Genomic DNA, 20,543 nt, shown 5'->3' with positions numbered 1-20,543 from the left:
TCTCTCGTTCTCAGGCCGGGTCGCGCGCCAGCAGCGTGCAGAGGTCGGCGGCAAGGGTGGAGGCGGCGATGCGCGCCGCCGCGTCGTCGGTGCGGAAATCCAAGGCCGCGGAGCGCAGGAAGGGCGCGAGCGTCGCCGGTGGCAGCCCGACCTTCTTGGCCGCCTCCGCGATCCGCGCCGCCTGTTCGACCGGCGGGCGGGATTTGGCCAGCAGGGCGGCCGCATCCAGCGCCAGGGCGGCACGAACCGAAGCCTCGCCGGCGGTGTGGATCACCATGCGCTGGCGCCTGACATCGGAAACGGCCTGCACCGGGCCGGGGGTGGCGGTCGCGACCAGGGCGGCGGCGGCCTGCGCCAGGCCCTGCGCTTCCCGGATCAGGCCGGCGGCCAGCGCCGCGGCACCATTGGCGAAATCCTCGGGGCCGGGGCCGCCGAAATCGCCGTCGAAGATCGACTCGTCCTGCTGCATCGCAGTCATGCCTCCTGTGTCAGCAACGCGACGCGCGTCATGAAGGCCTCGTGCTGCCCGCCCGCCAGCAGCGGCGCCGCATCAGCGATGGCGTCCAGCAACGGCTCCACCCAGGTTTCCACCTTGGCAAAGTTGCCGAGCACATGGCCGGTGACGCGGTCCTTGTGGCCGGGATGGCCGATGCCGAGGCGCACGCGCCAGAAATCCGCATTGCCGAGCGCGCGCTGCATGTCACGCAGCCCATTGTGCCCAGCCGTGCCGCCACCCTTCTTCACCCGCAGCTTGCCGGGGGCGAGATCCAGCTCGTCGTGGAAGGCCCAGATATCCGGCGACCCCAGTTTCAGGAAGGCGGCTGCCTGCTGCACCGCATCGCCACTGGCGTTCATGTAGGTTTCCGGCTTCAGCGCCAGCACCTTCTGGCCGCCGAGCATACCCTCCGCCACCTGGCCCTTGAAGCGCTTCCGCCAGGAGGAGAAGCCGTGCTTCCGGGCGACGGCGTCCATCGCCATGAAGCCGATGTTGTGGCGCTGCTTCGCGTGTTCGGACCCCGGATTGCCGAGACCGACCCAAAGCAGCGCCATGCCGGATTACTTCTTCTTGGCGGGCGCCGCGGCCTTGGCGGCCGGGGCGGCGGCGGCGGCAGCCGGCTTCGCGGCGGCCTTGCCCTTGCCCTTCACCGGCTCCGGCGCCGCGACGACGACGGGTGCCAGTTCCTCGTCCACCGTCGGCGCGGCGATGGAGGCGATCATGAAGTCGCGGCCGACGATGCCGGGGCGCGCGCCCTGGTGATCCTTGATGGAGGACCAGCGCAGGCCGTCGCCGATCTTGGCCTCGGCCAGGTCGATCTCGAACTGCTCCGGCACGCGATCGGTCTCGGCGAGCACCTCGACCTCGCGGCGGACGACGTTCAGCACGCCGCCGGCCTTGATGCCGGCCGAGGTGTCCTCATGCAGGAACACCACCGGCACGCGCACGCGGATACGGGCGCCCGGCGCCACGCGCTGGAAGTCGATGTGGATGGGGCGATCCGTCACCGGGTGGAACTGCACCTCGCGCATGATGGTGCGCTCGGTCGGGCCGTCCTTCACGACGACCTCGTACAGATGCGACTGCCAGCCGCCCTTGGTGAGTTCCTTCATGATGTCGCGCGGGTCGAAGGCCACCAGCGTCGCCGCCTGCTTCGCACCATACACCACACCGGGGACCAGCCCCTCCCGCCGGGTCGCGCGCGCTGCCCCCTTACCTGCATCTGCGCGCGCCACGGCTTCGATCCGCACTGTCTGGACCATTGCCAGGCTCCTTCAAGAATGAATGCGCCCTGCCTGTTGCCAGGGCGGGCGCAAAGAAAATGCGCCGGCCTCCAGGGGTGCCGACGCAGCGGGGACGCCTAGCCGATGCGCGGCGTGGAAGCAAGGCCGCGAGGTAGCCGGTGGAAGGGGGGCCGGCGAACCAGCCCCCAGCCCGAGAGCTCAGCCGGTCTGCTGGATCGCCGACAGGCGCCATTCCTCACCCGGGAAGCGGGTGTAGGTCAGCAATTCCGTCACGGTCTGGCGCTCCGTCGGATGGCCTTCGACCACCTTGCCGGAGGCGTCCGTGGTGACGTCCACCATCGAATAGCGCATCGCCACGGTCGCGTAGTGGCGGTTCTCCTCCTGCCACGCCTCGGACAGGTCGCCAGCTTCCAGCTTGGTGTCGCTGGTCACGTTGGTCCAGCCACGGGCGCGCAGGTCCTTCAGGTCCTGGGCGAAGTAGTTCGTCATCTCCGATGTCGAGAGACGGCGCAGCGCCTCCAGGTCCTGACGCGACCAGGCTTCGTTCACCGCGTGCAGGTTCTGCTCGAAGGCCTGGTAGTCGGCCTCGCCGATCTGCAGCGGCTTCGTCTCCACGGCCGGGGCGGCGGCGCCCATCGCACCGCGCGGCGCCGTCATCCCACCGGTCATCGGGCGCGGCGACTGGCCCTGCATATCGCGGGCATAGGCCTGCGGCGCGCCGGCCGTGGCGGTGCGGCGGCTGCGGATCAGGCGCATGACGAACCAGATCACGCCACCGATCAGCGCCACCTGCAGCAGCAGGCCGAGGATCGAGGCGAAGCCGCCCAGGCCGCCGAACAGGCCTGCGCCGAGGATCATGCCGAACAGGCCGGCGCCGAGCAGGCCGCCCATCAGGCCGCCGCGCATGCCGCCCCGTGCCGCGGCCGCGGCCCCGGTGGCCGCCGTCGCGCCCGCGGCAGCGGCCGCCGGCGCCTGCTGCGTGCGCTGCATCGGCTGTGCTGCGCTGGGCGCCGTGGTGGTCGGAGGCGGCGCCTGGTAAGTGCGGGCGCCGCGGCTGCCGGAGGAGAAGCCGCCCCCGCGGCGCGCTTCCGCGAAGGCGGGGGCGAGCGCCAGCGCCACGACGGCGAAGGCGGCGAGGATGGATGCTTTGCGGCGCATGATGAGGTTCCGTGGCTCCAGCTTGGGTTTCCTGGCGGTAATATAGGGAGGTCTCGCCCGGATTGCGACTGGCCTTCGCGCGAGCGCCTGGGCCACCCCGAATCCGTTGCGGAAGCCCTCCGTCCTGCGCCACGCTGGGGACTCACCGATAGGATCAGCACCGATGGCGCGACAGGCTTGGCTTTGGGGTGCGGCGGCGGCCGCCCTCCTTTCGGCGGGAACCGCGGCAGCCCAGGCGCCGCAACCGCGGCTGTTCCGCATGGCCACCAGCGTCGATGCCGCAACCCTCGACCCGCACGCGACCAATGCCCTGTTCACCTACCTGGTGGTCAGCCAGGTCTATGAGACGCTGACGCATCGCGCCGACGACCTGAAGGTGCAGCCCGGCCTGGCGCTGCGCTGGGAACAGGTGGAGCCGACCCGCTGGCGCTTCCACCTTCGCCCGGACGTGAAGTTCGCCGGCGGCGAGGCCTTCGATTCGGATGACGTGGTGTTCAGCATCACCCGCGCCCTGGCCCCGAGTTCCAACTACGGCATCTATGTGGACACCGTGGCCGCGGTAGAGGCGCGGGGCCCGCTGACCGTGGATGTGGTCACCCGCGTGCCGGACCCGGTGGTGCCGGACAAGCTGACCCGCGTGCTGATGATGGATCGCGGCTGGTCGGAGGCGAACCGCGCCACCGTGCCGCAGAACTTCGCGCAGCGCGAGGAAACCTTCACCGTCCGCAACGCCAACGGCACCGGCCCCTACGTGATCCGGAGCCGGGAGGCCGACCAGCGCACCGTGATGGTGCGGAACCCAACCTGGTGGGGCGCCACGGAAACACAGGGCAATGTTACCGAATACCACCACGTGACGCTGAATTCGGACGCGACCCGTGTCGCCGCCCTCCTGTCGGGCGAGGTCGACATGGTGCATGTCGTGCCGGTGCAGGACGTGGCGCGCATCCAGCGCGACCCGCGACTGCGCATCCTGCCGGGGCAGGAGAACCGTACCACCTGGATCGGCATGCGGCAGGATGTCGATGAACTCGCCGGATCGGACGTACGCGGCCGCAACCCGTTCAAGGACCTGCGGGTGCGCCAGGCCATCGCGCATGCGCTCGACATCGAGGCGATGCGCCGCACCACGCTGCGCGGGCAGGGCGTGCCCACCGCCAGCATGTGGACACAGTTCGTCAATGGCTGGTCTGAGGATCTGGACCGCCGTCCCGCCTATGATCCGACGCGGTCCCGCGCCCTTCTGGCCGAGGCCGGCTACCCGAACGGCTTCTCCGTGCCCTTTGAATGCCCGACCGGCACCTATGACGAGGCCTGCCAGGCGGTGGCGGGCATGCTGGCGCGCGTCGGCATCCGGGCGCAGTTGAACATCCAGCCCAACGCCCTGTTCAGCCAGCGCATAAGGCGACAGGAGCCGATGATGTATGTGCTGTCCTGGGGCGTGCCGACCTTCGACGCCAGCTATACCATCCGAGCCGTCATGGCTTCACGCAGTGTGGGCGGTGCCGCGACCTGGAATGCCGGCGGCTGGTCGAACGCGGAATTCGACGCGCTGATCCCGCAGATCGATAACGAGCAGGAGCCGGAGGCGCGGCGCGGCCTGATCCGCCAGGCGCATGCCCTGCACAACGCCGACCTCGGGCACATCCCGATGTACCACATGATGATCCCGTGGGCGCACCGGGCGGGGGTGGCGGTGACGCACCGGGCGGACAACCAGGTGCAGGTGCGGGAGATCCGGGTGGAGTAGCCTCAGCCGGATAGCGCCGGCGCCATCAGGCGCCGGCCAGGGTCAGCCCCTCGATCCGGATGGTCGGCGCATCCGTGCCGCGGCGAAACTCCAGGTCGTTCGCCACGGTCAGGTTCAGGAAGATGTCGCGCAGGTTGCCGGCGATGGTGATCTCGCTCACAGGCTCGGCCAGAGCGCCGTTGCGGATCATGAAGCCGGCGGCGCCACGGCTGTAGTCGCCGGTGACGCCGTTGATGCCCATGCCGATCAGGTCCGTCACGTACAGCCCCTCGGTGATGTCGCCCATCAGGTCGGCCGGCGATACGCTACCCGGCTCCAGCCACAGGTTGCTGGCGGCCGGGCCGGGCGGGCCGCCGGTGCCGCGGCTGGCATGGCCGGTGGAGGCCATGCCCAACTGCCGGGCGCTGCGCCAGTCCAGGATCCAGGTGGTCAGCACGCCATCCTCGACGATGGCGCGCGGCTGGCCCGCCATGCCCTCGCCGTCGAAGGGGCGGGAGCGCAGGCCGCGGCGGCGTGTCGGGTCGTCCCGCACCGTGAGCCCCTTCGCCAGCACCTGCTTGCCCAGGCTGTCCGCCAGGAAGGAGGTGCCGCGCGCCACGGAGGCGCCGTTGATGGCGCCGAGCAGGTGCCCGAGCAGGGAGGACGACACGCGCGTGTCGAACACGACCGGCAGGCGCGCCGTCTTCGCCCGCACCGGGTTCAGCCGCGCCACCGCGCGTTCCGCCGCCTGCCGCCCGATCGTCGCGGCGTCACCGAGGTCGGCCAGGTGCACGACGGAGGACCAATCATAGTCCCGCTCCATCGCCGTCCCCTGCCCCGCCAGCGCGGTACAGGACAGGCCGTGCGAGGTGCGGACATACTGGCCGAGGAAGCCGGCGCTGGTCGCGAGCGTGATGCGGATGCGGCCCCAGCTGGCGTCGGCGCCCTCGCTGTTGGTGACGCCGGCGACGGCCAGCGCCGCCTCCTCCGCCGTCGCGGCGCGGGCGATCAGGTCCTCGGCCGTCGGCTCGGTGGGGTCTTCCAGGTCCAGCGGGCCGGCGTCGCGCGGCGGGTCGAACTGGTCGGCGAGCCCGCCGAACGGGTCCTCCGGCACCACCTTCGCCATCGCCACGGCGCGTTCCGCCAGAAGGGCGAAGCCGGCCGGATCGGCCGCGGTGGTCGAGACGATGGCTTGGCGCTTACCCACGAACACGCGCAGCCCGATGTCGAAGCCCTCGGAGCGTTCCAGCTGCTCGATCTTGCCGAGGCGCCGGGAGACGGACAGGGAAGCGTTCTGCACATGCAGCGCATCGGCGCTGTCGGCACCGGCCCGCTTGGCGCAGGCGACGAGTTCCGCGATCAGCGACGCATCGCTCATGCCGCCAGCCTCTCGGCGATCGCGGGCAGCCCCGGCACCTTGCCGGCCGGGCCGAGGGCCGCCAGTGTCGGCGCGCCGCGAAACGCCATGGCGGCGGCTTCCTGCACATCGGCCACGGTGACGGCGGCGATGCGGGCCTTGGTCTCCTCGGTCGGGATGATGCGGCCATGCACCTGGAGCTGGCGGGCGAGCTGCTCGCAGCGGCTGCCGGTGGATTCCAGGCTCATCAGCAGGCTGGCGCGCAGCTGCGCCTTGGCGCGGTTCAGCTCATCCTCGCTCACGTCGTGCTGCACGCGGCGCAGTTCCTCCAGCGCCACCGGCACCAGTTCCTCCGCCTGGTCCTCCCCCGTCCCGGCGTAGACGGCAAAAACGCCGCCGTCCGCGAAGGGCGAAGCAAACGAATAGATGGAATAGACCAGTCCGCGCTTCTCCCGGATCTCCTGGAACAGGCGCGACGACATGCCGCCGCCGAGCAGGGTGGACAGAAGCTGCGTCGCCATGTGCAGCTTGTGCGTCGAGGAGACGGAGGGAAATCCGAGGCAGAGATGCACCTGGTCCAGGTCGCGTTCCTCGCGGAACTCGCCGCCGGTGTAGCGCGCCGGTTCCGGCACCGCGGCCAGGGATGCCGGCAATTCGGAAAAATGCCGCTGGGCGAGTTCGAGCAGGTCCTCGTGTTCCAGCGCGCCGGCGGCGGCTACGACCATGCGGGTCGGGCCGTAGTGGCGGCGCATGTAGCCGGTCAGCGCCTCCCGGCTCATTGCCTTGATGGTGTCTTCCGTGCCGAGCACCGGGCGGCCCATCGCCTGGGTGCCGTAGGCGGTCGCCTGGAAATGGTCGAAGACGATGTCGTCCGGCGTGTCGTTCGCCTGGCCGATCTCCTGCAGGATGACGCCACGCTCGCGCTCCAGCTCCTCCGGCACGAAGGTGCTGTGGGACAGGATGTCGCCGATGATGTCGGCGGCCAGGCCCACATCCTCCTTCAGGATCTTGGCGTAGAAGGCGGTGTTTTCGCGGGATGTGTAGGCGTTCAGGTGGCCGCCGACATTCTCGATCTCGCGTGCGATGGCGGCGGCGTCGCGGCGCTCGGTGCCCTTGAAGGCCATGTGTTCGAGAAAGTGGGAGACGCCGTTCTCGGGCGCCGATTCATGTCTGGTCCCGGCATCGACATAGGCGCCGATGGAGACGGTCTCGACCCGCGGCATCTTCTCGGACACCACGGTCAGGCCGCTGGGCAGCCGGGTCAGGCGGATGGCGTCGTTCATGGTCTTCCTTCGCCAGTCAACGGGAGACGCCGGGTTTACGCGGCGTTGCGGAGCGTGTGGGCGCGCACGAAGGCCTCGATGGCACCGAGGTCCGCGGGCAGGCGCGAAAAGCGTTCGGGACGCTCATATAGGTCGGCGAGGCGCGAAGGCAGAGGGGCCTCGATGCCGGTCGCCTGCCGCACCGCATCGGGGAACTTCGCAGGATGCGCGGTGGCGGCGACGACGATCGGGATGGCGGGGTCGGAGGGAGGGCTCGCCATGGCGGCGGCGGTGCCGATGGCGGTGTGCGGATCGGCCAGGTAGCCCTGCCCGTGCAGCCGCCGGATTTCCGCCAGCGTGCCCGCATCATCCAGGGCAAATCCGCGAAAGACCTGGCAGGCGCTGCGCCAGGCGGCATCGGGCACTGGCATGCGGCCCTCGGCACGGAAGCGCTGCATGGTCGCCGCCGTCGCGGCCGGGTCGCGGTGCAGCAGTTCGAACAGGAGGCGCTCGAAGTTGGAGGAGACCTGGATGTCCATGGATGGGGAGAAGGAGGGCTCGACCGCCCGCATGGTCATGTCGTTGCCCGACAGGAAGCGGGTCAGGATGTCGTTGCGGTTGGAGCCGATCAGAAGCTGCGCGATCGGCAGCCCCATCCGCCGCGCCGCCCAGGCCGCAAGGACATTGCCGAAATTGCCGGTGGGGACCGAAAACGCGACCTCCCGGTCCGGCGCGCCGAGCGCCAGCGCCGAGGCAACATAGTAGGGGATCTGGAGTGCGATCCGTGCCCAGTTGATGGAGTTGACCGCCGAAAGCTGCATGTCCCGGCGGAACGGCTCGTCCGCGAACATCGCCTTCACCAGGTCCTGGCAATCGTCGAAGGATCCCTCCACCGCCAGGTTCGCCACGTTCGGCGCCAGCACCGTGGTCATCTGCCGCCGCTGCACCGGGCTGGTGCGGCCTTCCGGGTGTAGGATGACGATGTCGATGGAGGCGCGGTCCCGGCAGGCCTCGATGGCGGCGGAGCCGGTGTCGCCGGAGGTGGCGCCGACGATGGTTACCCGTTCGCCCCGCCGCGCCAGCACATGGTCGAACAGCGGGCCGAGGGCCTGCATCGCCATGTCCTTGAAGGCCAGCGTCGGGCCGCGGAACAACTCCAGCGCGAACATCCGGCTGTCGAGCTGCACCAGCGGCGCCACGGCAGGGTGATCAAAGCTGGCATAGGCCTGGCGGAACATCGGCAGCAGCGTCGCCTCATCCGGCTGTCCGCCGGTGAACTTCGCAACGATGTGGGCAGCCAGGTCCGGATAGGGCAGGCCGCGCAGGCCGCGCCATTCGGCGCTGGTCAGCACCGGCCAGGCCTCTGGCACGAACAGCCCGCCGTCCTCGGCGAGGCCGGCCAGCAGGACACCTTCGAAATCACGGGGAGCGGCGTCGCCGCGGGTCGAGATGTAGCGCATTCCGCCGAGACTAGCCCGCCGGACCGACGGCGGCGAGGGGCGGCACGGCGGTTGCAGCGCGAGCGGCGATCACCGAGGGATTCGTTCCATGCGCCGCCTGATTGCCCTGTTCCTGCTCATCCCCGGCCTCGCGCTCGGGCAGACCGGGGGGCAGAATGGCCCGCCGATCCGCCTGATCGTGCCCTTCGCCCCTGGCGGCGCCTCCGACGTCACGGCGCGGATCGTGGCGCCGCCGCTGGCCGTGACGCTGGGGCGGACCATCGTCATCGAGAACAGGCCCGGCGCCGGCGGGATGCTGGGGGCGGAGGCGATGGCGCGCGGGGTGGCGGATGGCACCGTGCTCGGCATCTCCAACACCTCCCCGCACGGGACGGTGCCGCTGGTGGCGGCGAGTCCGCCCTATGACAGCGACCGCGACTTCACCCATATCGCCATGGTGGCGGAAACGCCGACGGTGCTGCTCGTGCCGATGGCCAGCCCCTTCGCCACGCTGCCGGACTTCCTGGCGGCGGCGCGCGCCCGCAGCGGCGGGCTGAGCTTCGCCTCGACCGGCGTCGGCTCGCTGCAACACCTGCAAGGGGAGGCGCTGGCCCAGGCGGCGGGCGGGCGGCTGGTGCATGTGCCCTATCGTGGCACCGGCCCGGCCCTGCAGGACCTGATCGGCGGCACGGTGGACAGCCTGCTGACGCCACTCGCCGGCACCACCGGGGCGATCTCGGGCGGCCAGGCGCGGGTGCTGGCAGTGTCCTCCGCGCAGGGCTTCGCACCGCTGCCGGGCGTGCCAACCTATGCGGCGCTTGGCTTTCCCGGGCTGACGGCGACGAGTTGGACCGGCATCTCCGGCCCGCGTGGCCTGCCGCCGGCCTTCGTCGCGCAGGTGAACGCGGCGGTGAACCGCATCGTGGCCCTGCCGGAGACGGCGGTACGGCTGGAGGCGGCGGGGCTGTATCCGCCGGCCGTGGCGCTGGATGCCGCAAGCTTCCAGGCCGTGGTGGCGGATTTCGCACGGGTGTGGCGGCCGGTGGTGGCGGCCGCGAACATCCCGCGTAACTGAGGTCTCAAGCTGGCTCGGCCAGGAATGCCTCCACCAGCGCGTTGAAGGTCGCGGCGTGTTCGAAGTAGGCGGAATGGCCGGCGGCGGGGATGGTGGCGACACGCGAGCCGGGGATTTCCGGCGCCATCGCCTCCGCCGCGAAGGGCGCGATCACCTGATCGCGGCCGCCCGCGATGAACAGCACCTGGCAGCCGGCGGCGGCAAGGTCCGCGGGCGGGCGGCGGCGCATCTCGCCCATGCGGGCGCGCACCGCTTCCTTGTCGAACCCGGTGGTGAGCTTGTCCATCTGCGCATACAGGTGGTGCAGCGCCGGCTGCGCCTCCGCCATCGCCGGGCCACAGGCCGGCAGGATGTTGCGGCCGAGCATGGCGGTCCGCGCCTCCGCCGCATCGCGCGCCCAGCCGGCGAGGCGCCCGCGCTCCGGCTCCCGCATCTGCCGCGGGTCGAGCGAACCGGTGGTCGCCGCCAGCACCAGCTTGCGCACACGGCCCGGCCGCATCAGCGCGTATTCCACCCCGGTCCAACCGCCCATGGATTGGCAGACCAGCGTGATGTCGCCGAGACCGAGATGGTCCACCAGCGCCGCCAGGTCGTTCGCGTACTCGCGCGGGTCCGGCCCCCCCTCAGGCGCGGTGGAGGGGAAGAAGCCGCGGTGGGAGAAGCTGACGCAGGTGTGGCGCGGCGCAAAATACGCGACCTGCTGCCACCAGGACATGTAGCAACCGCCAAGGCCGTGCGCGAAGACGATGGGCGGGCCGCTTCCCGAAACCTCATAGGCGATGCGGCAATCCGGGCGGTCCAGCATCTGGCGCTGGCGCGGCGGGGCAGTGAAATCCATGCGGCGGGTCCTCCTGGCCCGACAGCCTAGACCTGATGGCGCGCCTGGGTAGGGGGTGGCAGCGCCAGGACGAAGCGCTGCTCCGTCACGCGCACGCCCCAGCTCGTAGCCGGCGCCTCCGCCAGCAGCCGGAAGCCGGCCTGTTCGTACAGGCGACGTGCCGCGTCGAGGCCGGCGAAGGTGGTCAGCCAGATTTCCGTGAGTTCGCGCCCGACCGCAAAATCCAGCGCTTCGGCCAGCAGCCGCCTGCCCAACCCGCCGCGGGCGCCTTCCGCCACGATGAACCAGCGGATGCGCGCGGCCGGGCGGGCGCGGCCATCGAGTGCGATGGCGCCCAGCACCTCCCCCGCGTCGCCGAGTGCCAGGAACAGCCGGGCATCGGGGTGCGGCAGCGCCTGCGCGAAGGCCCCGAGTTCCTCCGCCACCTTCGCCTCGAAAGGCAGTCCGAAGCCCCAGTGCCGGGCGTACCAGTCGGCGTGCAGGGCGATGATGCGGGCGAGGCAGCCCGGCACCGGCACGTCCGAAACCAGCGCCATGGAGTCAGAAGCGCCGCAGCAGGCGGTCGATGTAGTCCAGTTCCTCCTGCGGCCGGGTCCGCTCGGCGCCGCGCTTGCGCAGTTCTTCCTGGATGCGGCGGGTGCGGAGCAGCTCGGCCTCGTCTGGCACGCGGGTGTCGCTGCCATTGTCCTGCGCGCCTGGGGCTTCGCGGGTGCGGCGGCCGAGCGGGTCGCGGCCCTGGCCCTGGCCCTGCGCCTGGTCGGTGCCCTCGCCCTGGCCCTGCCCCATCATCGGGCCCTGGCCTTCGCCCTCGCCCTCGCCTTCCTCGCCCTCGCCCGGCTCGCCCTGGCCGAACTGGCGCTGCATCTGCTGCGCCATCTGGCGGCCGCCTTCCTGCAACTCGCGGATCGCGGTCTGTTGTGGGGTGCGGGCGTCGCCGCCCTGCGCCAGCGCCTCCTGCGCCTCCCGCATCGCCTGGTCGGCGCGGCCGAGCGGGGCGGGGATCTCGCCGGCCAGGTCGCCGAATTGCTGCATCACCTCGCCGAGCGCGCGGCGCAGGGCACGTTGGACCCGCGCCTCGTTCTGGGCCTCGCGCAGCGCCTCCGCCTCGCTTGCGCTGCGGCGGTCCTGCTGCTGCTGATCTTGTTGCGGGACCGGACGGGACCAGGGGGCTCGGTTCTGCAATTGCTGGGCGCGGCGGTCCGCCTCCCGCTGCTCCGCCTCGGCCTCGGCGCGGCGGTGGCCGCTGTCCAGCATCTGCGTCTGGCGGCGGACCATGTCCTGCACCACGCCCATCTGCCGCTCGCCGCGCTGGCGCTGCTGGCGCTGGCGTTCCTGCGCTTCGGATCGCGGCGTGCGGCCTTCCTCCAGCGCGCGCAGCATCTCCTCCAGCTCCGCCAGCTCACGCTCGGCGTCCTGGGGGCGGTCCTGGCGGTTGGCCTCGCGCATCCGATCCGTCCGGCGATCCAGGTCGCGGCGGTCCATCAGGCGGTTCTGCGGGTCGGTCGGCATCGACTCCGCGTTTTCCTGCTGCAGGCGTTCCGCCAGCGCTTCCAGGTGGCGGCGGATGGCGTCACGCAGTTCCTGGATGCGGCGGTCGGTTTCCTGGCGCTGCTGCTCGGTCTGCTCGGCGCGCTGCTGCTGGTCCGGCTGCTGGTCCTGCGGCGGCTGCTGGTTCTGCTCCTGGCCCTGTTCGCGGTTTTCCTGGGGCGGCGTCGCCTCGCGATTCTCCTGCTGCTCCCGCATCGCCTGTTCCAGCTGCTCCCGCAGCTCCGCGATGGCCTGTTCCAGGGCGCGGGCGGTGCGCTCGGCGCGGCCTTCCTCCAGCGCCAGGGCGGTTTCCCACATCGTCTCCTGCGCTTCCGCCACCGCATCACCGCGGCGATCACGGGCCAGGCGGTGGCGGGCGCTGCGCAGCGCCAGGAAGGTGGTGGTGTCGTGCTCGAAGGCCTCCGGCGCGTTCGCCAAGCGGTCGAGTTCGATCTGCGCCTCGCGCCGCCTGGTCGGGTCCAGGGACAGCGACTTGCGCAGCGCGATCAGCGCCTGGGCCACCGGATGGGCGAAGGCGCGTTCCGGCAGGGTCAGGCTCGCGGCCTCCGACCGCCCCTCCTGCCCCGCGCCGTCGCGCGCCATAAGCTGCACCTGCACCTCCAGCCCCGCCCAGGGGTGGGCGGACAGGTCGGGTCCGGCATTGCCAGTGGCCTCCCTGGGCTGGGCGCTGGGCAGGTTGATGTCCAGCGTGTGCGCCGGCGCCTGCGGCCGGGCGACCAGGCGGAACTGCGCCTCCAGATGCGCCACGCCCCAGTCATCCGCGGCGCGCCAGGGCAGCCGCAGGCCGAGGCCGCGGGCGGCGCGGGCAGGTGGGTCGGTGAACTGCGTGGTGGGCGGCTGGTCCGCCTGCACCGTCAGGGTCCAGCCCGCCACTTCGAACCCATCACGCCGGATCACCAGCCGCGCACCGTGGTCGAGCTGCGCCTCGGCGGACCAGGACCGGGCATCGAGCGCGCGGAATGGCGTTGTGGCGCTGCCGATCACCAGATCCGGCGTGCTGCCGATGCCACCCGAGAACGCCACCTGCAACCTGCTGCCCTGCGGCACCGTCAGGTCGCCGCCGGCGGCATTGAGGAAGATCGGCGCGGCGCCGGTATAGCCAGGCGGCGTCACCCAGGCTTCCAGCCGTAAGGCGGGCGCGGCTGTGGCCAGGCCGAAATTCGGCACCAGGGCACGGCGCAGCCGCTCCGGCGCCTCCGGCCCGGCGATGACGAGGGCGGCGATCAGCGCGAGGCCCAGGCCGGCGCGCAGCGCGATCGGGTCGCGCCGCGCCAGACCCGGGCGTGGCAGGCCGACGTGCAACTGGCGAATGGAGGCGGCGGCACGGCGCCGATGCGCCTCCCACAGCGCCAGCGCCATCGGATCACTGCCCGCCGGCCGGTCCGCCAACGCGGCGAGCGGACGGTGGGCAAGGCCGGAGGCCGATTCGAGGCGGCGATCCCCCTCGTCCCGCCCCGGCACCGAAAGCCGCCGGAAGCCGCGCCAGGCGGCCACCGCGATGCCGGCCAGGAAGACCAAGCTCAGCACCGGCCGCGCCCAGGGCGGCAGCAGCAGCGGCACGCCGAGAAGCGCCACCAGCAGGAAGACGCCCAGCACGCCGAGCGGCGGCCACAGTGCCGGCCACACACGTTCCCACCCCAGCGCCGCCCTCGCGGCCAGACGTTGGCGCGACAGGTTGCGGAGGGGCTTGTCGGTCATGTGGCCATCCAGGGCGGCAGGTGCTGCCCGGCCAGAAGCTGCTCATGGGTCTGGCGCGGCCGGATCACGGCGAACCGGTCGCCATCCACCAGCACCTCGGCGGCCAAGGGCCGGTTGTTGTAGGTGCTGCTCATCGCCGCGCCATAGGCCCCCGCATCCAGGATCGCGACGAGGCTACCCGGTTCGAGGTGCGGAAGGCCACGATCTCGGGAAAACGTGTCCCCGCTCTCGCAAACCGGACCGACCACATCGGCCGGGGAGGTCGCGGCGGTGAAGGCGGCGGGGCCCACGGGCACGATGCCGTGCCAGGCCTCGTACATCGCCGGCCGGATCAGGTCGTTCATCGCGGCATCCAGCACCACGAACCGGCGGTCGGTTCCCTGCTTCTGCAGGATGACGGAGGCCAGCAGCACGCCGGCCGGCCCGGCGATCCAGCGGCCGGGCTCCAGCATCAGCTCCACGCCAAGGTTGCCCAATGTCGCCTGGATGGCGCCGGCGAGCGCCGCCGGGCTAGGCGCCGGCTCGTCGCGGTAGGGGATGCCGAGGCCGCCGCCGCAATCGACGCGATCCACCGGCAGCCCGGCGGCGCGCAACTGGCGGACCAGGTCGGCCAGGTGGGCGTAGGCGATGCGGTAGGCGGAGACGCCGGCGGTGATCTGGCTGCCGATATGCACCGCGACGCCGACCGGCTGGATGCCGGGCAGCGCCGCCATGCGCGCATACAGCGCCGGGGCCTCCCCGATCGCGACGCCGAACTTGTTCTCCGACTTGCCGGTGGTGATCTTGGCGTGGGTCTTGGCGTCCACGTCCGGGTTCACCCGCAGCGCCACGCGGGCGGTGCGGCCCATGGCGGTGGCGACGGCGGAGATCATCTCCACCTCCTCCGCGCTTTCGGCATTGATCTGCTGGATGTCGTGGACGAGCGCGAAGCGGATCTCGGCCAAGGTCTTGCCGACGCCGGAGAATACGATGTGCCCGGGGGCGATGCCGGCGGCCAGCGCCACGCGCAGTTCGCCCTCGCTGACGATGTCCGCACCCGCGCCGGCTTCCGCCAGCACCCGCAGCACGGCGAGGCTGGGGTTGGCCTTGACGGCGAAATGCACCTCGGCCGGCAGGCGCGCGTCGGTCAGCGCCGATTGCAGCGCGCCAAGGCGGCGGCGCAGCGCGCCGGCGGAATAGACCCAGGTCGGGCTGCCGGCTTCCGCCGCGATGCGCGCCAGCGGCACCTCCTCCATCATCAGGCCCGCGAGCGGGTCCATGGTGAGGTGGGGGCGGAGGGCGAGCAGCTCGGGGAAGCTCGGGTCGGAGGCGGCGTCGAGGGCGACGGCAGGGAGGGCGGCCATCCCTTCACTTTGGGGTGGCCGCGGCACTTCGCCAAGCTCCATGTCCTGCCGCATCTTCAGAGCCGCCCGGCGCGCACGCCGGGCTTGAAGATGCGCCTAGTTCGTCAGCCGGATATCGGCCGCCCGCACCACCTCCGCATAGCGGCCGAGTTCGGCGCGGATGAAGGCCTCGGCCTCCGCCGGGGTGCTGGAACGCGGGGTGAGGCCAAGGGTGGCGAAGCGCTCCCGCACCTCCGGCGCCGCCACCGCCTCCGCCACTGCGGGCGCCGTGCGGCGGGCGACGGCGTCCGGGATGCCGGCGGGGCCGAGCAGGGCAAACCAGCTTTCCACGACGAGATCCATGCCCTGTTCCCGGAAGGTCGCGACCTGCGGCAGCGCCTCCAGCCGCGCCTCCGACAGCACGCCGAGCGCCTTGATCCGCCCTTCGCGCAGCAGCGGCAGGCCGGAGGCGATGGTGGCGAAGAACAGCTGTACCTGGCCGGCGGCGAGGTCGTTCATCGCCGGCGCGGCGCCGCGATAGGGCACATGGGTCAGTTTGATGCCGGTCAGCAGTTGCAGGCGCTCAGCCGTCAGGTGGCTCGACGTGCCCTGCCCGGCCGAAGCGATGGCAATGCTGTCAGGCCGGGCGCGGGCGGCGGCGATGGCCGCGGCGGCATCGGCGGGGGCGAATTGGGCGGCGGCGAACAGGATCTGCGGCGTGGCGGCGACCAGCGAGATCGGCGTGAAGTCCCGCGTAGGGTGGTAGGGCAGACGGTCGTTCAGCGCCGGCAGGATGGCGTGCGGCGTGTCCGCCAGCAGGATGGTGTGGCCGTCATTCCCTGCGCGGGCCACCGCCTCCGTCCCCAGCAGGGCGCCGGCGCCGGCGCGGTTCTCCACCACCACGGACTGGCCGAGGCTGGCCTGCAGCCGGGGCGCGATCAGGCGGGCGACGATGTCGCTGCTGCCACCGGCGGCGTAGGGCACCACCAGGCGGATGGTGCGGCTGGGCCACGCCTCCTGCGCCAGGACATGGCGCGAGGCGAAGACGGCGGCGGTGGCACCGAGCAGCGTGCGGCGTCCGGGTCCGGACATGGTGTTTTCTCCCGATCGGCCTGGTTGATCCGGCCGACTGGGAGTGTGCTTGGGTCATAGATACGGATCAATGGCCCTTCGGGATCGCCTGCTAGCGGCTGGGATAGGCCCGCGGGAATGTCACCTGGTCCGGAGGCCCGGGCGGGCGAATGCCCCCGGCGCGGCCACAGGCGGCGAGCGTTCCGGCGACCAGCAGCAGCGCGATCAACAGCCTCATGCCAGCTTCTCCTGCCATTCCGCCGCCATCCGCGCCACATTGGCCGGCGCGGTGCCGCCATAGGAAATGCGGGACCGGACGGAGGCGGCGACGGACAGCACGCCGAAGACGGCCTCCGTGATGCCGGGCTCCACCGCCTGCATCTCCGTGATCGTCAGCCCGGCGAGGTCCACGCCCATCGCCTCCGCCTTCGCCACCAGCCGGCCGGTGACGTGGTGGGCATCGCGGAACGGCAGCTTCAATTCACGCACCAGCCAATCCGCGAGGTCGGTCGCGGTGGAGAAACCGGCGCCGGCGGCTTCCGCCAGGCGGCCCGGCTGCGGCTGCATGTCGCGCACCATGCCGCCGGTGGCGGCGAGGCACAACGCCAGGGTCTCGGCACTGTCGAAAATGCCTTCCTTGTCCTCCTGCATGTCCTTCCCGTAGGTCAGGGCGAGGCCCTTCATCACGGTCAGCATGCCGACCAGCGCCCCCACCACGCGGCCGGTCTTGCCGCGCACCAGCTCCGCCGCATCCGGGTTGCGCTTCTGCGGCATGATGGAGCTGCCGGTGGTGAAGGCGTCGGAGAGCTTGACGAAGCCGAAGTAAGGGTTGGTCCAGATCACCACCTCCTCCGCGAAGCGGGACAGGTGGGTAGTGCACATGGCGCAGGCGAACAGGAACTCCGCAGCGAAATCACGCGACGCCACGGCATCCAGGCTGTTGCGCATCGGCGCATCGAAGCCGAGCGCGGCGGCCGTCATGTGGCGGTCGATCGGGAAGCCGGTGCCGCACAGCGCCGCGGCGCCGAGCGGGCATTCGTTCAGGCGGCGGCGGCAATCCGCCAACCGGCCACGGTCGCGCGAAAGCATTTCGACATAGGCCAGCAGGTGGTGGCCGAAGGTGGTGGGCTGCGCCGGTTGCAGGTGGGTGAAGCCGGGCATCACGGTGCCGGCGTGCTCCGCGGCACGGGAGACCAGGGCGCGCATCACGTCGGCGACCTGCGCGTCCAGGCCGTCGATGGCATCCCGCACCCACAGCCGGACATCCAGCGCCACCTGGTCGTTGCGGCTGCGCGCGGTGTGCAGGCGCTTGCCGGCCTCCCCGATCCGCTCCGTAAGCCTTGCCTCGATGTTCATGTGGATGTCTTCGAGGGCGTCGCTGAAGGTGAAGTTTTCCCCCTCGATCTCCTCGGCGATGTCAGCAAGGCCCTGGCGGATCTTGGCCTCGTCCTCCGCGCTGATGATCCCCACATGCTTCAGCATTGCGGCATGGGCCAGGCTTCCGGAAATGTCCTGGCGCCACATCTTGCGGTCGAAGCCGATGCTGGCATTGATCTCCCGCATGATGGCGGAGGGGCCTTCAGCATAACGCCCGCCCCAGAGGTCATGGCTCGCACGCGGTTCGGTCACGGAGGAGGTCTTTCGGTGCAGAAGTTCATGCGGGATCGCCGTGCCATCCTGAGTCTGGCGGCAGGCGCGACCTTACTCGCCGCCGGCCCGATGCGCCAAGCGGCGGCCACCGGCCTGCAACGCCTGACCGAGCACCCGGAGGCGAAGGCGCTGCCCGAAGGTCTGTCCTTCACCGATGCCGAGGGCCGCGCCACCGGGTTCGAGGCGTTCCGCGGCAAGGCGCTGGTGGTGAACTTCTGGGCCACCTGGTGCCCGCCCTGCGTCGCCGAGATGCCGGCGCTGGACCGCCTGCACGCCCAGGTGGCGCGGGAGGGGATCGAGGTGCTGGCCCTGTCCAACGACCGCGGCGGCCGCGCCCAGGTGGAGCCGTTCTACCAGCGCACCAACCTGCGCCACATGGGCATCTGGCTCGACCCGCGCGGCGCCACCGGCCGGGCGCTCGGGGTGCGGGTGCTGCCGACCACGATCATCATCGACCGGCGGGGGCTTGAAGTGGCGCGGCTGATGGGCGAGGCGGAGTGGGACCAGCCGCCGGTCGTCGCCGCCATCCGTCGCCTGACGCGCACGCCGGCCGCGCCCGAAACCGCCCGTACCTGAGACAGGATTTCCGCCATGCCCGATGATTCCATGACCGCCACGACCGCCTTCGAGACGCGGCTGGACAAGCTGGCGGCGCTGGCCGTGAAGGTGGGGCTGAATTTGCAGCCGGGGCAGGAGCTGGTGATGACGAGCCCGGTGGAGGCGCTGCCGCTGGTGCGCCGCATCGCGGTCCACGCCTACCAGGCCGGGGCGACGCTGGTGACGCCGCTGATCGGTGATGACGAGGTGGCGCTGGCCCGCTACCGCCACGCCGCGCCGGAGGCCTTCGACGTGGCGCCTGGCTGGCTGTTCGAGGGCATGGCGGCGGCGTTCCGCGGCAATGCGGCGCGGCTGGCGGTGGTCGGCGAAAGCCCGACCCTGCTGGCGCAGCAGGACCCGGAGAAGGTGGCGCGCGCCAACCGGGCGCGCTCCATCGCCTATCGGCCGGCGCTGGAACTCATCACCAGCTTCGCCATCAACTGGAACCTGGTCCCGGCCTCCACGCCCGGCTGGGCACGGGAGGTGTTTCCGGGCCTGCCGGAGGCCGAGGCTGTCGCAAGACTGTGGGACGCGACCTTCGCCGCCTGCCGCGTGGATGTGGCCGACCCGGTGGCGGAGTGGGCCGCCCATAACGGCCGCCTGCACGCCCGCACGAAGTACCTGAACGAGCGGGACTTCCTGGAACTGCGCTACCGCGGCCCGGGCACCGACCTGACCATCGGCCTGGCCGATGGCCATCTGTGGGCCGGCGGCGCCGAACCCGCCAAGAACGGCATCACCTGCAACCCGAACATCCCGACCGAGGAGGTTTTCACCACGCCGCACCGGCTGCGGGTGCAGGGCACCGTGCGCTCGACCAAGCCGCTCGCCTACCAGGGCACGTTGATCGAGGATATCCGCGTCACCTTCGCGGAAGGCCGGATCGTCGAAGCGAATGCCTCCAAGGGCGCGGAGGTGCTGCGCAAGGTGCTGGAGACGGACGAGGGCGCGGCCCGGCTGGGCGAGGTGGCGCTGGTGCCGCATTCCTCGCCGATCAGCGCGTCCGGACTGCTGTTCCGCAACACGCTGTTCGACGAGAACGCAGCCAGCCACATCGCCCTCGGCCAAGCCTACACCACCTGCCTGCGCGACAGCGTGGGCGTGCCGATGGACCGGCTGGCGGAGCGTGGCGCCAACGCGTCGCTGATCCACATCGACTGGATGATCGGCAGTGGCGCGCTGGACATCGACGGCGTGACGAAGGATGGCGCGGTGGAGCCGCTGATGCGCGGCGGGGAGTTCGTGGCGGTCTAGCGCCGTCTCAGGTCTCCGCCCCGCCATTCACCTGCAGCATCTGGCCGTTGACGAAGGCGCCGTCTTCCGAGGCCAGCATCCGCACCACCGCCGCCACCTCCCGCGGCCGGCCCATGCGGCCGACGGGGACGCGGGCGACCATCTTCTGGCGGTACTCGGTGGGGTTGTCGTCCTCGTCATCCGCGGCGATGGGGCCGGGGGAGATGGCGTTCACCGTGATACCCTTCGGCCCGAACTCCTTGCCCATCGACTTGGTCAGGCCCCAGAGACCGTGTTTGGCCACCGAGACGGGGGCGCGGCCGGCGTAGCCGTGAATGGCGTTCATCCCGGTGAAGTTGACGATGCGGCCCCAGCCCTGCGCCAGCATCCCCGGCAGCACGGCCTGGGACAGCCAGATCGCGGCCTCCATATCCACCGCCATCACCCGGCGCCAATCCTCCACCGTCAGGTCCAGGAAAGGCTTCTGCGGGCGCAGCGCGGCGTTGTTCACCAGCACGTCCACCGTGCCGAACTCGGCCAGCGCCTCGCCGGCGATGCGGGCGCATTCGGAGGGGTGGCCGACATCGCCCATCGCGACCAGGGCGCGGACGCCGAGCGCGCGCGCCTCGGCGGCGACGGCTTCGGCGGCAGCGCGGTCGGAGGAGCCGTTGACCACGACGTTGAGCCCCTCCGCCGCCAGGGTCAGCGCCACGGCGCGGCCGATGTTGCGGCCGGCGCCGGTGATCAGGGCGGTGCGGGCGGTGGCAGTCGTCATCGTCGATAATCCTTGGGATGGAGCGCAGCCCCCTCACCCGACCCTCTCCCC

The 20,543-nt window shown here is 71.4% G+C and carries 19 protein-coding genes; 4 read left to right on the top strand and 15 right to left on the bottom strand.

Annotated elements, in window-relative coordinates; translation table 11 throughout:
• Positions 1–10: 10 nt before the first annotated feature.
• The 4 genes from ACLF3G_RS13060 to ACLF3G_RS13045 form a co-directional block, all read right to left on the bottom strand.
• On the bottom strand, positions 11–469 hold the full coding sequence (locus ACLF3G_RS13060) for a hypothetical protein (protein ID WP_430669818.1): 459 nt from the start codon (positions 467–469) through the stop codon (positions 11–13).
• A gap of 5 nt (positions 470–474) precedes the next feature.
• The gene (pth, locus tag ACLF3G_RS13055; RefSeq protein ID WP_430669817.1) at positions 475–1,050 is read right to left on the bottom strand and encodes an aminoacyl-tRNA hydrolase; all 576 of its coding nucleotides are present in this window, start codon (positions 1,048–1,050) and stop codon (positions 475–477) included.
• 6 nt (positions 1,051–1,056) lie between these two features.
• Positions 1,057–1,758: a 50S ribosomal protein L25/general stress protein Ctc gene (locus ACLF3G_RS13050; RefSeq protein WP_430669816.1), complete on the bottom strand. Its 702-nt coding sequence runs from the start codon at positions 1,756–1,758 to the stop codon at positions 1,057–1,059.
• 180 nt (positions 1,759–1,938) lie between these two features.
• A complete protein-coding gene (locus ACLF3G_RS13045; RefSeq protein WP_430669815.1) occupies positions 1,939–2,898 on the bottom strand; it encodes a Tim44 domain-containing protein in 960 nt (319 codons plus the stop codon).
• A gap of 163 nt (positions 2,899–3,061) precedes the next feature.
• On the opposite strand from ACLF3G_RS13045, the gene ACLF3G_RS13040 reads away from it, so the two are divergent.
• Positions 3,062–4,648, top strand: a complete 1,587-nt coding sequence (locus ACLF3G_RS13040; RefSeq protein WP_430669814.1) for an ABC transporter substrate-binding protein — start codon at positions 3,062–3,064, stop codon at positions 4,646–4,648.
• A gap of 25 nt (positions 4,649–4,673) precedes the next feature.
• Here the strand turns inward: ACLF3G_RS13040 and ACLF3G_RS13035 are convergent, their stop codons facing one another.
• From ACLF3G_RS13035 to thrC, 3 genes are read right to left on the bottom strand one after another with little or no spacing between them, the layout of a single operon-like run.
• Positions 4,674–6,005 carry a TldD/PmbA family protein gene (locus ACLF3G_RS13035; protein ID WP_430669813.1) on the bottom strand — a complete coding sequence of 444 codons (1,332 nt, stop codon included), beginning with the start codon at positions 6,003–6,005 and terminating at the stop codon, positions 4,674–4,676.
• Positions 6,002–7,267: a M16 family metallopeptidase gene (locus ACLF3G_RS13030; protein WP_430669812.1), complete on the bottom strand. Its 1,266-nt coding sequence runs from the start codon at positions 7,265–7,267 to the stop codon at positions 6,002–6,004. The genes ACLF3G_RS13035 and ACLF3G_RS13030 overlap by 4 nt, the downstream gene beginning before the upstream one ends.
• 35 nt (positions 7,268–7,302) lie before the next feature.
• A complete protein-coding gene (gene thrC, locus ACLF3G_RS13025) occupies positions 7,303–8,706 on the bottom strand; it encodes a threonine synthase (RefSeq protein ID WP_430669811.1) in 1,404 nt (467 codons plus the stop codon).
• A gap of 88 nt (positions 8,707–8,794) precedes the next feature.
• Between thrC and ACLF3G_RS13020 the strand changes: the two genes are divergently transcribed.
• Complete coding sequence (locus ACLF3G_RS13020) at positions 8,795–9,760, top strand: Bug family tripartite tricarboxylate transporter substrate binding protein (RefSeq protein ID WP_430669810.1); 966 nt, start codon at positions 8,795–8,797, stop codon at positions 9,758–9,760.
• A 4-nt stretch (positions 9,761–9,764) separates the two neighbouring features.
• On the opposite strand, the gene ACLF3G_RS13015 is transcribed toward ACLF3G_RS13020, so the two are convergent.
• The 7 genes from ACLF3G_RS13015 to argH form a co-directional block, all read right to left on the bottom strand.
• Positions 9,765–10,598, bottom strand: coding sequence for an alpha/beta fold hydrolase (locus tag ACLF3G_RS13015; RefSeq protein WP_430669809.1), 834 nt, complete (start codon positions 10,596–10,598; stop codon positions 9,765–9,767).
• Positions 10,599–10,624: 26 nt separating this feature from the next.
• Entirely contained in the window at positions 10,625–11,134 is a 510-nt protein-coding gene (locus tag ACLF3G_RS13010; RefSeq protein WP_430669808.1) for a GNAT family N-acetyltransferase, read from the bottom strand.
• Between the two features lie 4 nt (positions 11,135–11,138).
• Positions 11,139–13,844, bottom strand: a complete 2,706-nt coding sequence (locus ACLF3G_RS13005; RefSeq protein WP_430669807.1) for a DUF4175 domain-containing protein — start codon at positions 13,842–13,844, stop codon at positions 11,139–11,141.
• A complete protein-coding gene (gene lysA / locus ACLF3G_RS13000) occupies positions 13,841–15,187 on the bottom strand; it encodes a diaminopimelate decarboxylase (protein ID WP_430669806.1) in 1,347 nt (448 codons plus the stop codon). The genes ACLF3G_RS13005 and lysA overlap by 4 nt, the downstream gene beginning before the upstream one ends.
• A 96-nt stretch (positions 15,188–15,283) precedes the next feature.
• Positions 15,284–16,258 (bottom strand): Bug family tripartite tricarboxylate transporter substrate binding protein, encoded by a 975-nt coding sequence (locus ACLF3G_RS12995; protein WP_430669805.1) that lies wholly within the window; start codon positions 16,256–16,258, stop codon positions 15,284–15,286.
• A 91-nt stretch (positions 16,259–16,349) separates the two neighbouring features.
• Entirely contained in the window at positions 16,350–16,475 is a 126-nt protein-coding gene (locus ACLF3G_RS12990; RefSeq protein WP_430669804.1) for an LPS translocon maturation chaperone LptM, read from the bottom strand.
• Complete coding sequence (gene argH, locus ACLF3G_RS12985) at positions 16,472–17,866, bottom strand: argininosuccinate lyase (RefSeq protein WP_430669803.1); 1,395 nt, start codon at positions 17,864–17,866, stop codon at positions 16,472–16,474. Before argH ends, ACLF3G_RS12990 begins: the two co-directional genes overlap by 4 nt.
• 15 nt (positions 17,867–17,881) lie before the next feature.
• On the opposite strand from argH, the gene ACLF3G_RS12980 reads away from it, so the two are divergent.
• Positions 17,882–18,463: a TlpA family protein disulfide reductase gene (locus ACLF3G_RS12980; RefSeq protein ID WP_430669802.1), complete on the top strand. Its 582-nt coding sequence runs from the start codon at positions 17,882–17,884 to the stop codon at positions 18,461–18,463.
• Between the two features lie 15 nt (positions 18,464–18,478).
• Positions 18,479–19,738: an aminopeptidase gene (locus tag ACLF3G_RS12975; RefSeq protein ID WP_430669801.1), complete on the top strand. Its 1,260-nt coding sequence runs from the start codon at positions 18,479–18,481 to the stop codon at positions 19,736–19,738.
• 7 nt (positions 19,739–19,745) lie between these two features.
• Here ACLF3G_RS12975 and ACLF3G_RS12970 read toward each other — a convergent pair whose 3' ends face one another.
• Positions 19,746–20,492 (bottom strand): SDR family NAD(P)-dependent oxidoreductase, encoded by a 747-nt coding sequence (locus ACLF3G_RS12970; RefSeq protein WP_430669800.1) that lies wholly within the window; start codon positions 20,490–20,492, stop codon positions 19,746–19,748.
• Between the last annotated feature and the right edge of the window lie 51 nt (positions 20,493–20,543).

The sequence above is a fragment of the Falsiroseomonas sp. HC035 genome (assembly GCF_050563525.1).
Taxonomy (GTDB): domain Bacteria; phylum Pseudomonadota; class Alphaproteobacteria; order Acetobacterales; family Acetobacteraceae; genus Falsiroseomonas.
This window is presented reverse-complemented; position numbering and strand designations above follow the sequence as displayed.

What these genes read in the sequence shown, in the direction of transcription:
- ACLF3G_RS13060 (WP_430669818.1), bottom strand. Translation starts at nt 469, where the DNA reads ATGCAGCAGGACGAGTCGATCTTCGACGGCGATTTCGGCGGCCCCGGC.
- pth (WP_430669817.1), bottom strand. Translation starts at nt 1,050, where the DNA reads ATGGCGCTGCTTTGGGTCGGTCTCGGCAATCCGGGGTCCGAACACGCG.
- ACLF3G_RS13050 (WP_430669816.1), bottom strand. Translation starts at nt 1,758, where the DNA reads ATGGTCCAGACAGTGCGGATCGAAGCCGTGGCGCGCGCAGATGCAGGT.
- ACLF3G_RS13045 (WP_430669815.1), bottom strand. Translation starts at nt 2,898, where the DNA reads ATGCGCCGCAAAGCATCCATCCTCGCCGCCTTCGCCGTCGTGGCGCTG.
- ACLF3G_RS13040 (WP_430669814.1), top strand. Translation starts at nt 3,062, where the DNA reads ATGGCGCGACAGGCTTGGCTTTGGGGTGCGGCGGCGGCCGCCCTCCTT.
- ACLF3G_RS13035 (WP_430669813.1), bottom strand. Translation starts at nt 6,005, where the DNA reads ATGAGCGATGCGTCGCTGATCGCGGAACTCGTCGCCTGCGCCAAGCGG.
- ACLF3G_RS13030 (WP_430669812.1), bottom strand. Translation starts at nt 7,267, where the DNA reads ATGAACGACGCCATCCGCCTGACCCGGCTGCCCAGCGGCCTGACCGTG.
- thrC (WP_430669811.1), bottom strand. Translation starts at nt 8,706, where the DNA reads ATGCGCTACATCTCGACCCGCGGCGACGCCGCTCCCCGTGATTTCGAA.
- ACLF3G_RS13020 (WP_430669810.1), top strand. Translation starts at nt 8,795, where the DNA reads ATGCGCCGCCTGATTGCCCTGTTCCTGCTCATCCCCGGCCTCGCGCTC.
- ACLF3G_RS13015 (WP_430669809.1), bottom strand. Translation starts at nt 10,598, where the DNA reads ATGGATTTCACTGCCCCGCCGCGCCAGCGCCAGATGCTGGACCGCCCG.
- ACLF3G_RS13010 (WP_430669808.1), bottom strand. Translation starts at nt 11,134, where the DNA reads ATGGCGCTGGTTTCGGACGTGCCGGTGCCGGGCTGCCTCGCCCGCATC.
- ACLF3G_RS13005 (WP_430669807.1), bottom strand. Translation starts at nt 13,844, where the DNA reads ATGACCGACAAGCCCCTCCGCAACCTGTCGCGCCAACGTCTGGCCGCG.
- lysA (WP_430669806.1), bottom strand. Translation starts at nt 15,187, where the DNA reads ATGGCCGCCCTCCCTGCCGTCGCCCTCGACGCCGCCTCCGACCCGAGC.
- ACLF3G_RS12995 (WP_430669805.1), bottom strand. Translation starts at nt 16,258, where the DNA reads ATGTCCGGACCCGGACGCCGCACGCTGCTCGGTGCCACCGCCGCCGTC.
- ACLF3G_RS12990 (WP_430669804.1), bottom strand. Translation starts at nt 16,475, where the DNA reads ATGAGGCTGTTGATCGCGCTGCTGCTGGTCGCCGGAACGCTCGCCGCC.
- ACLF3G_RS12975 (WP_430669801.1), top strand. Translation starts at nt 18,479, where the DNA reads ATGCCCGATGATTCCATGACCGCCACGACCGCCTTCGAGACGCGGCTG.
- ACLF3G_RS12970 (WP_430669800.1), bottom strand. Translation starts at nt 20,492, where the DNA reads ATGACGACTGCCACCGCCCGCACCGCCCTGATCACCGGCGCCGGCCGC.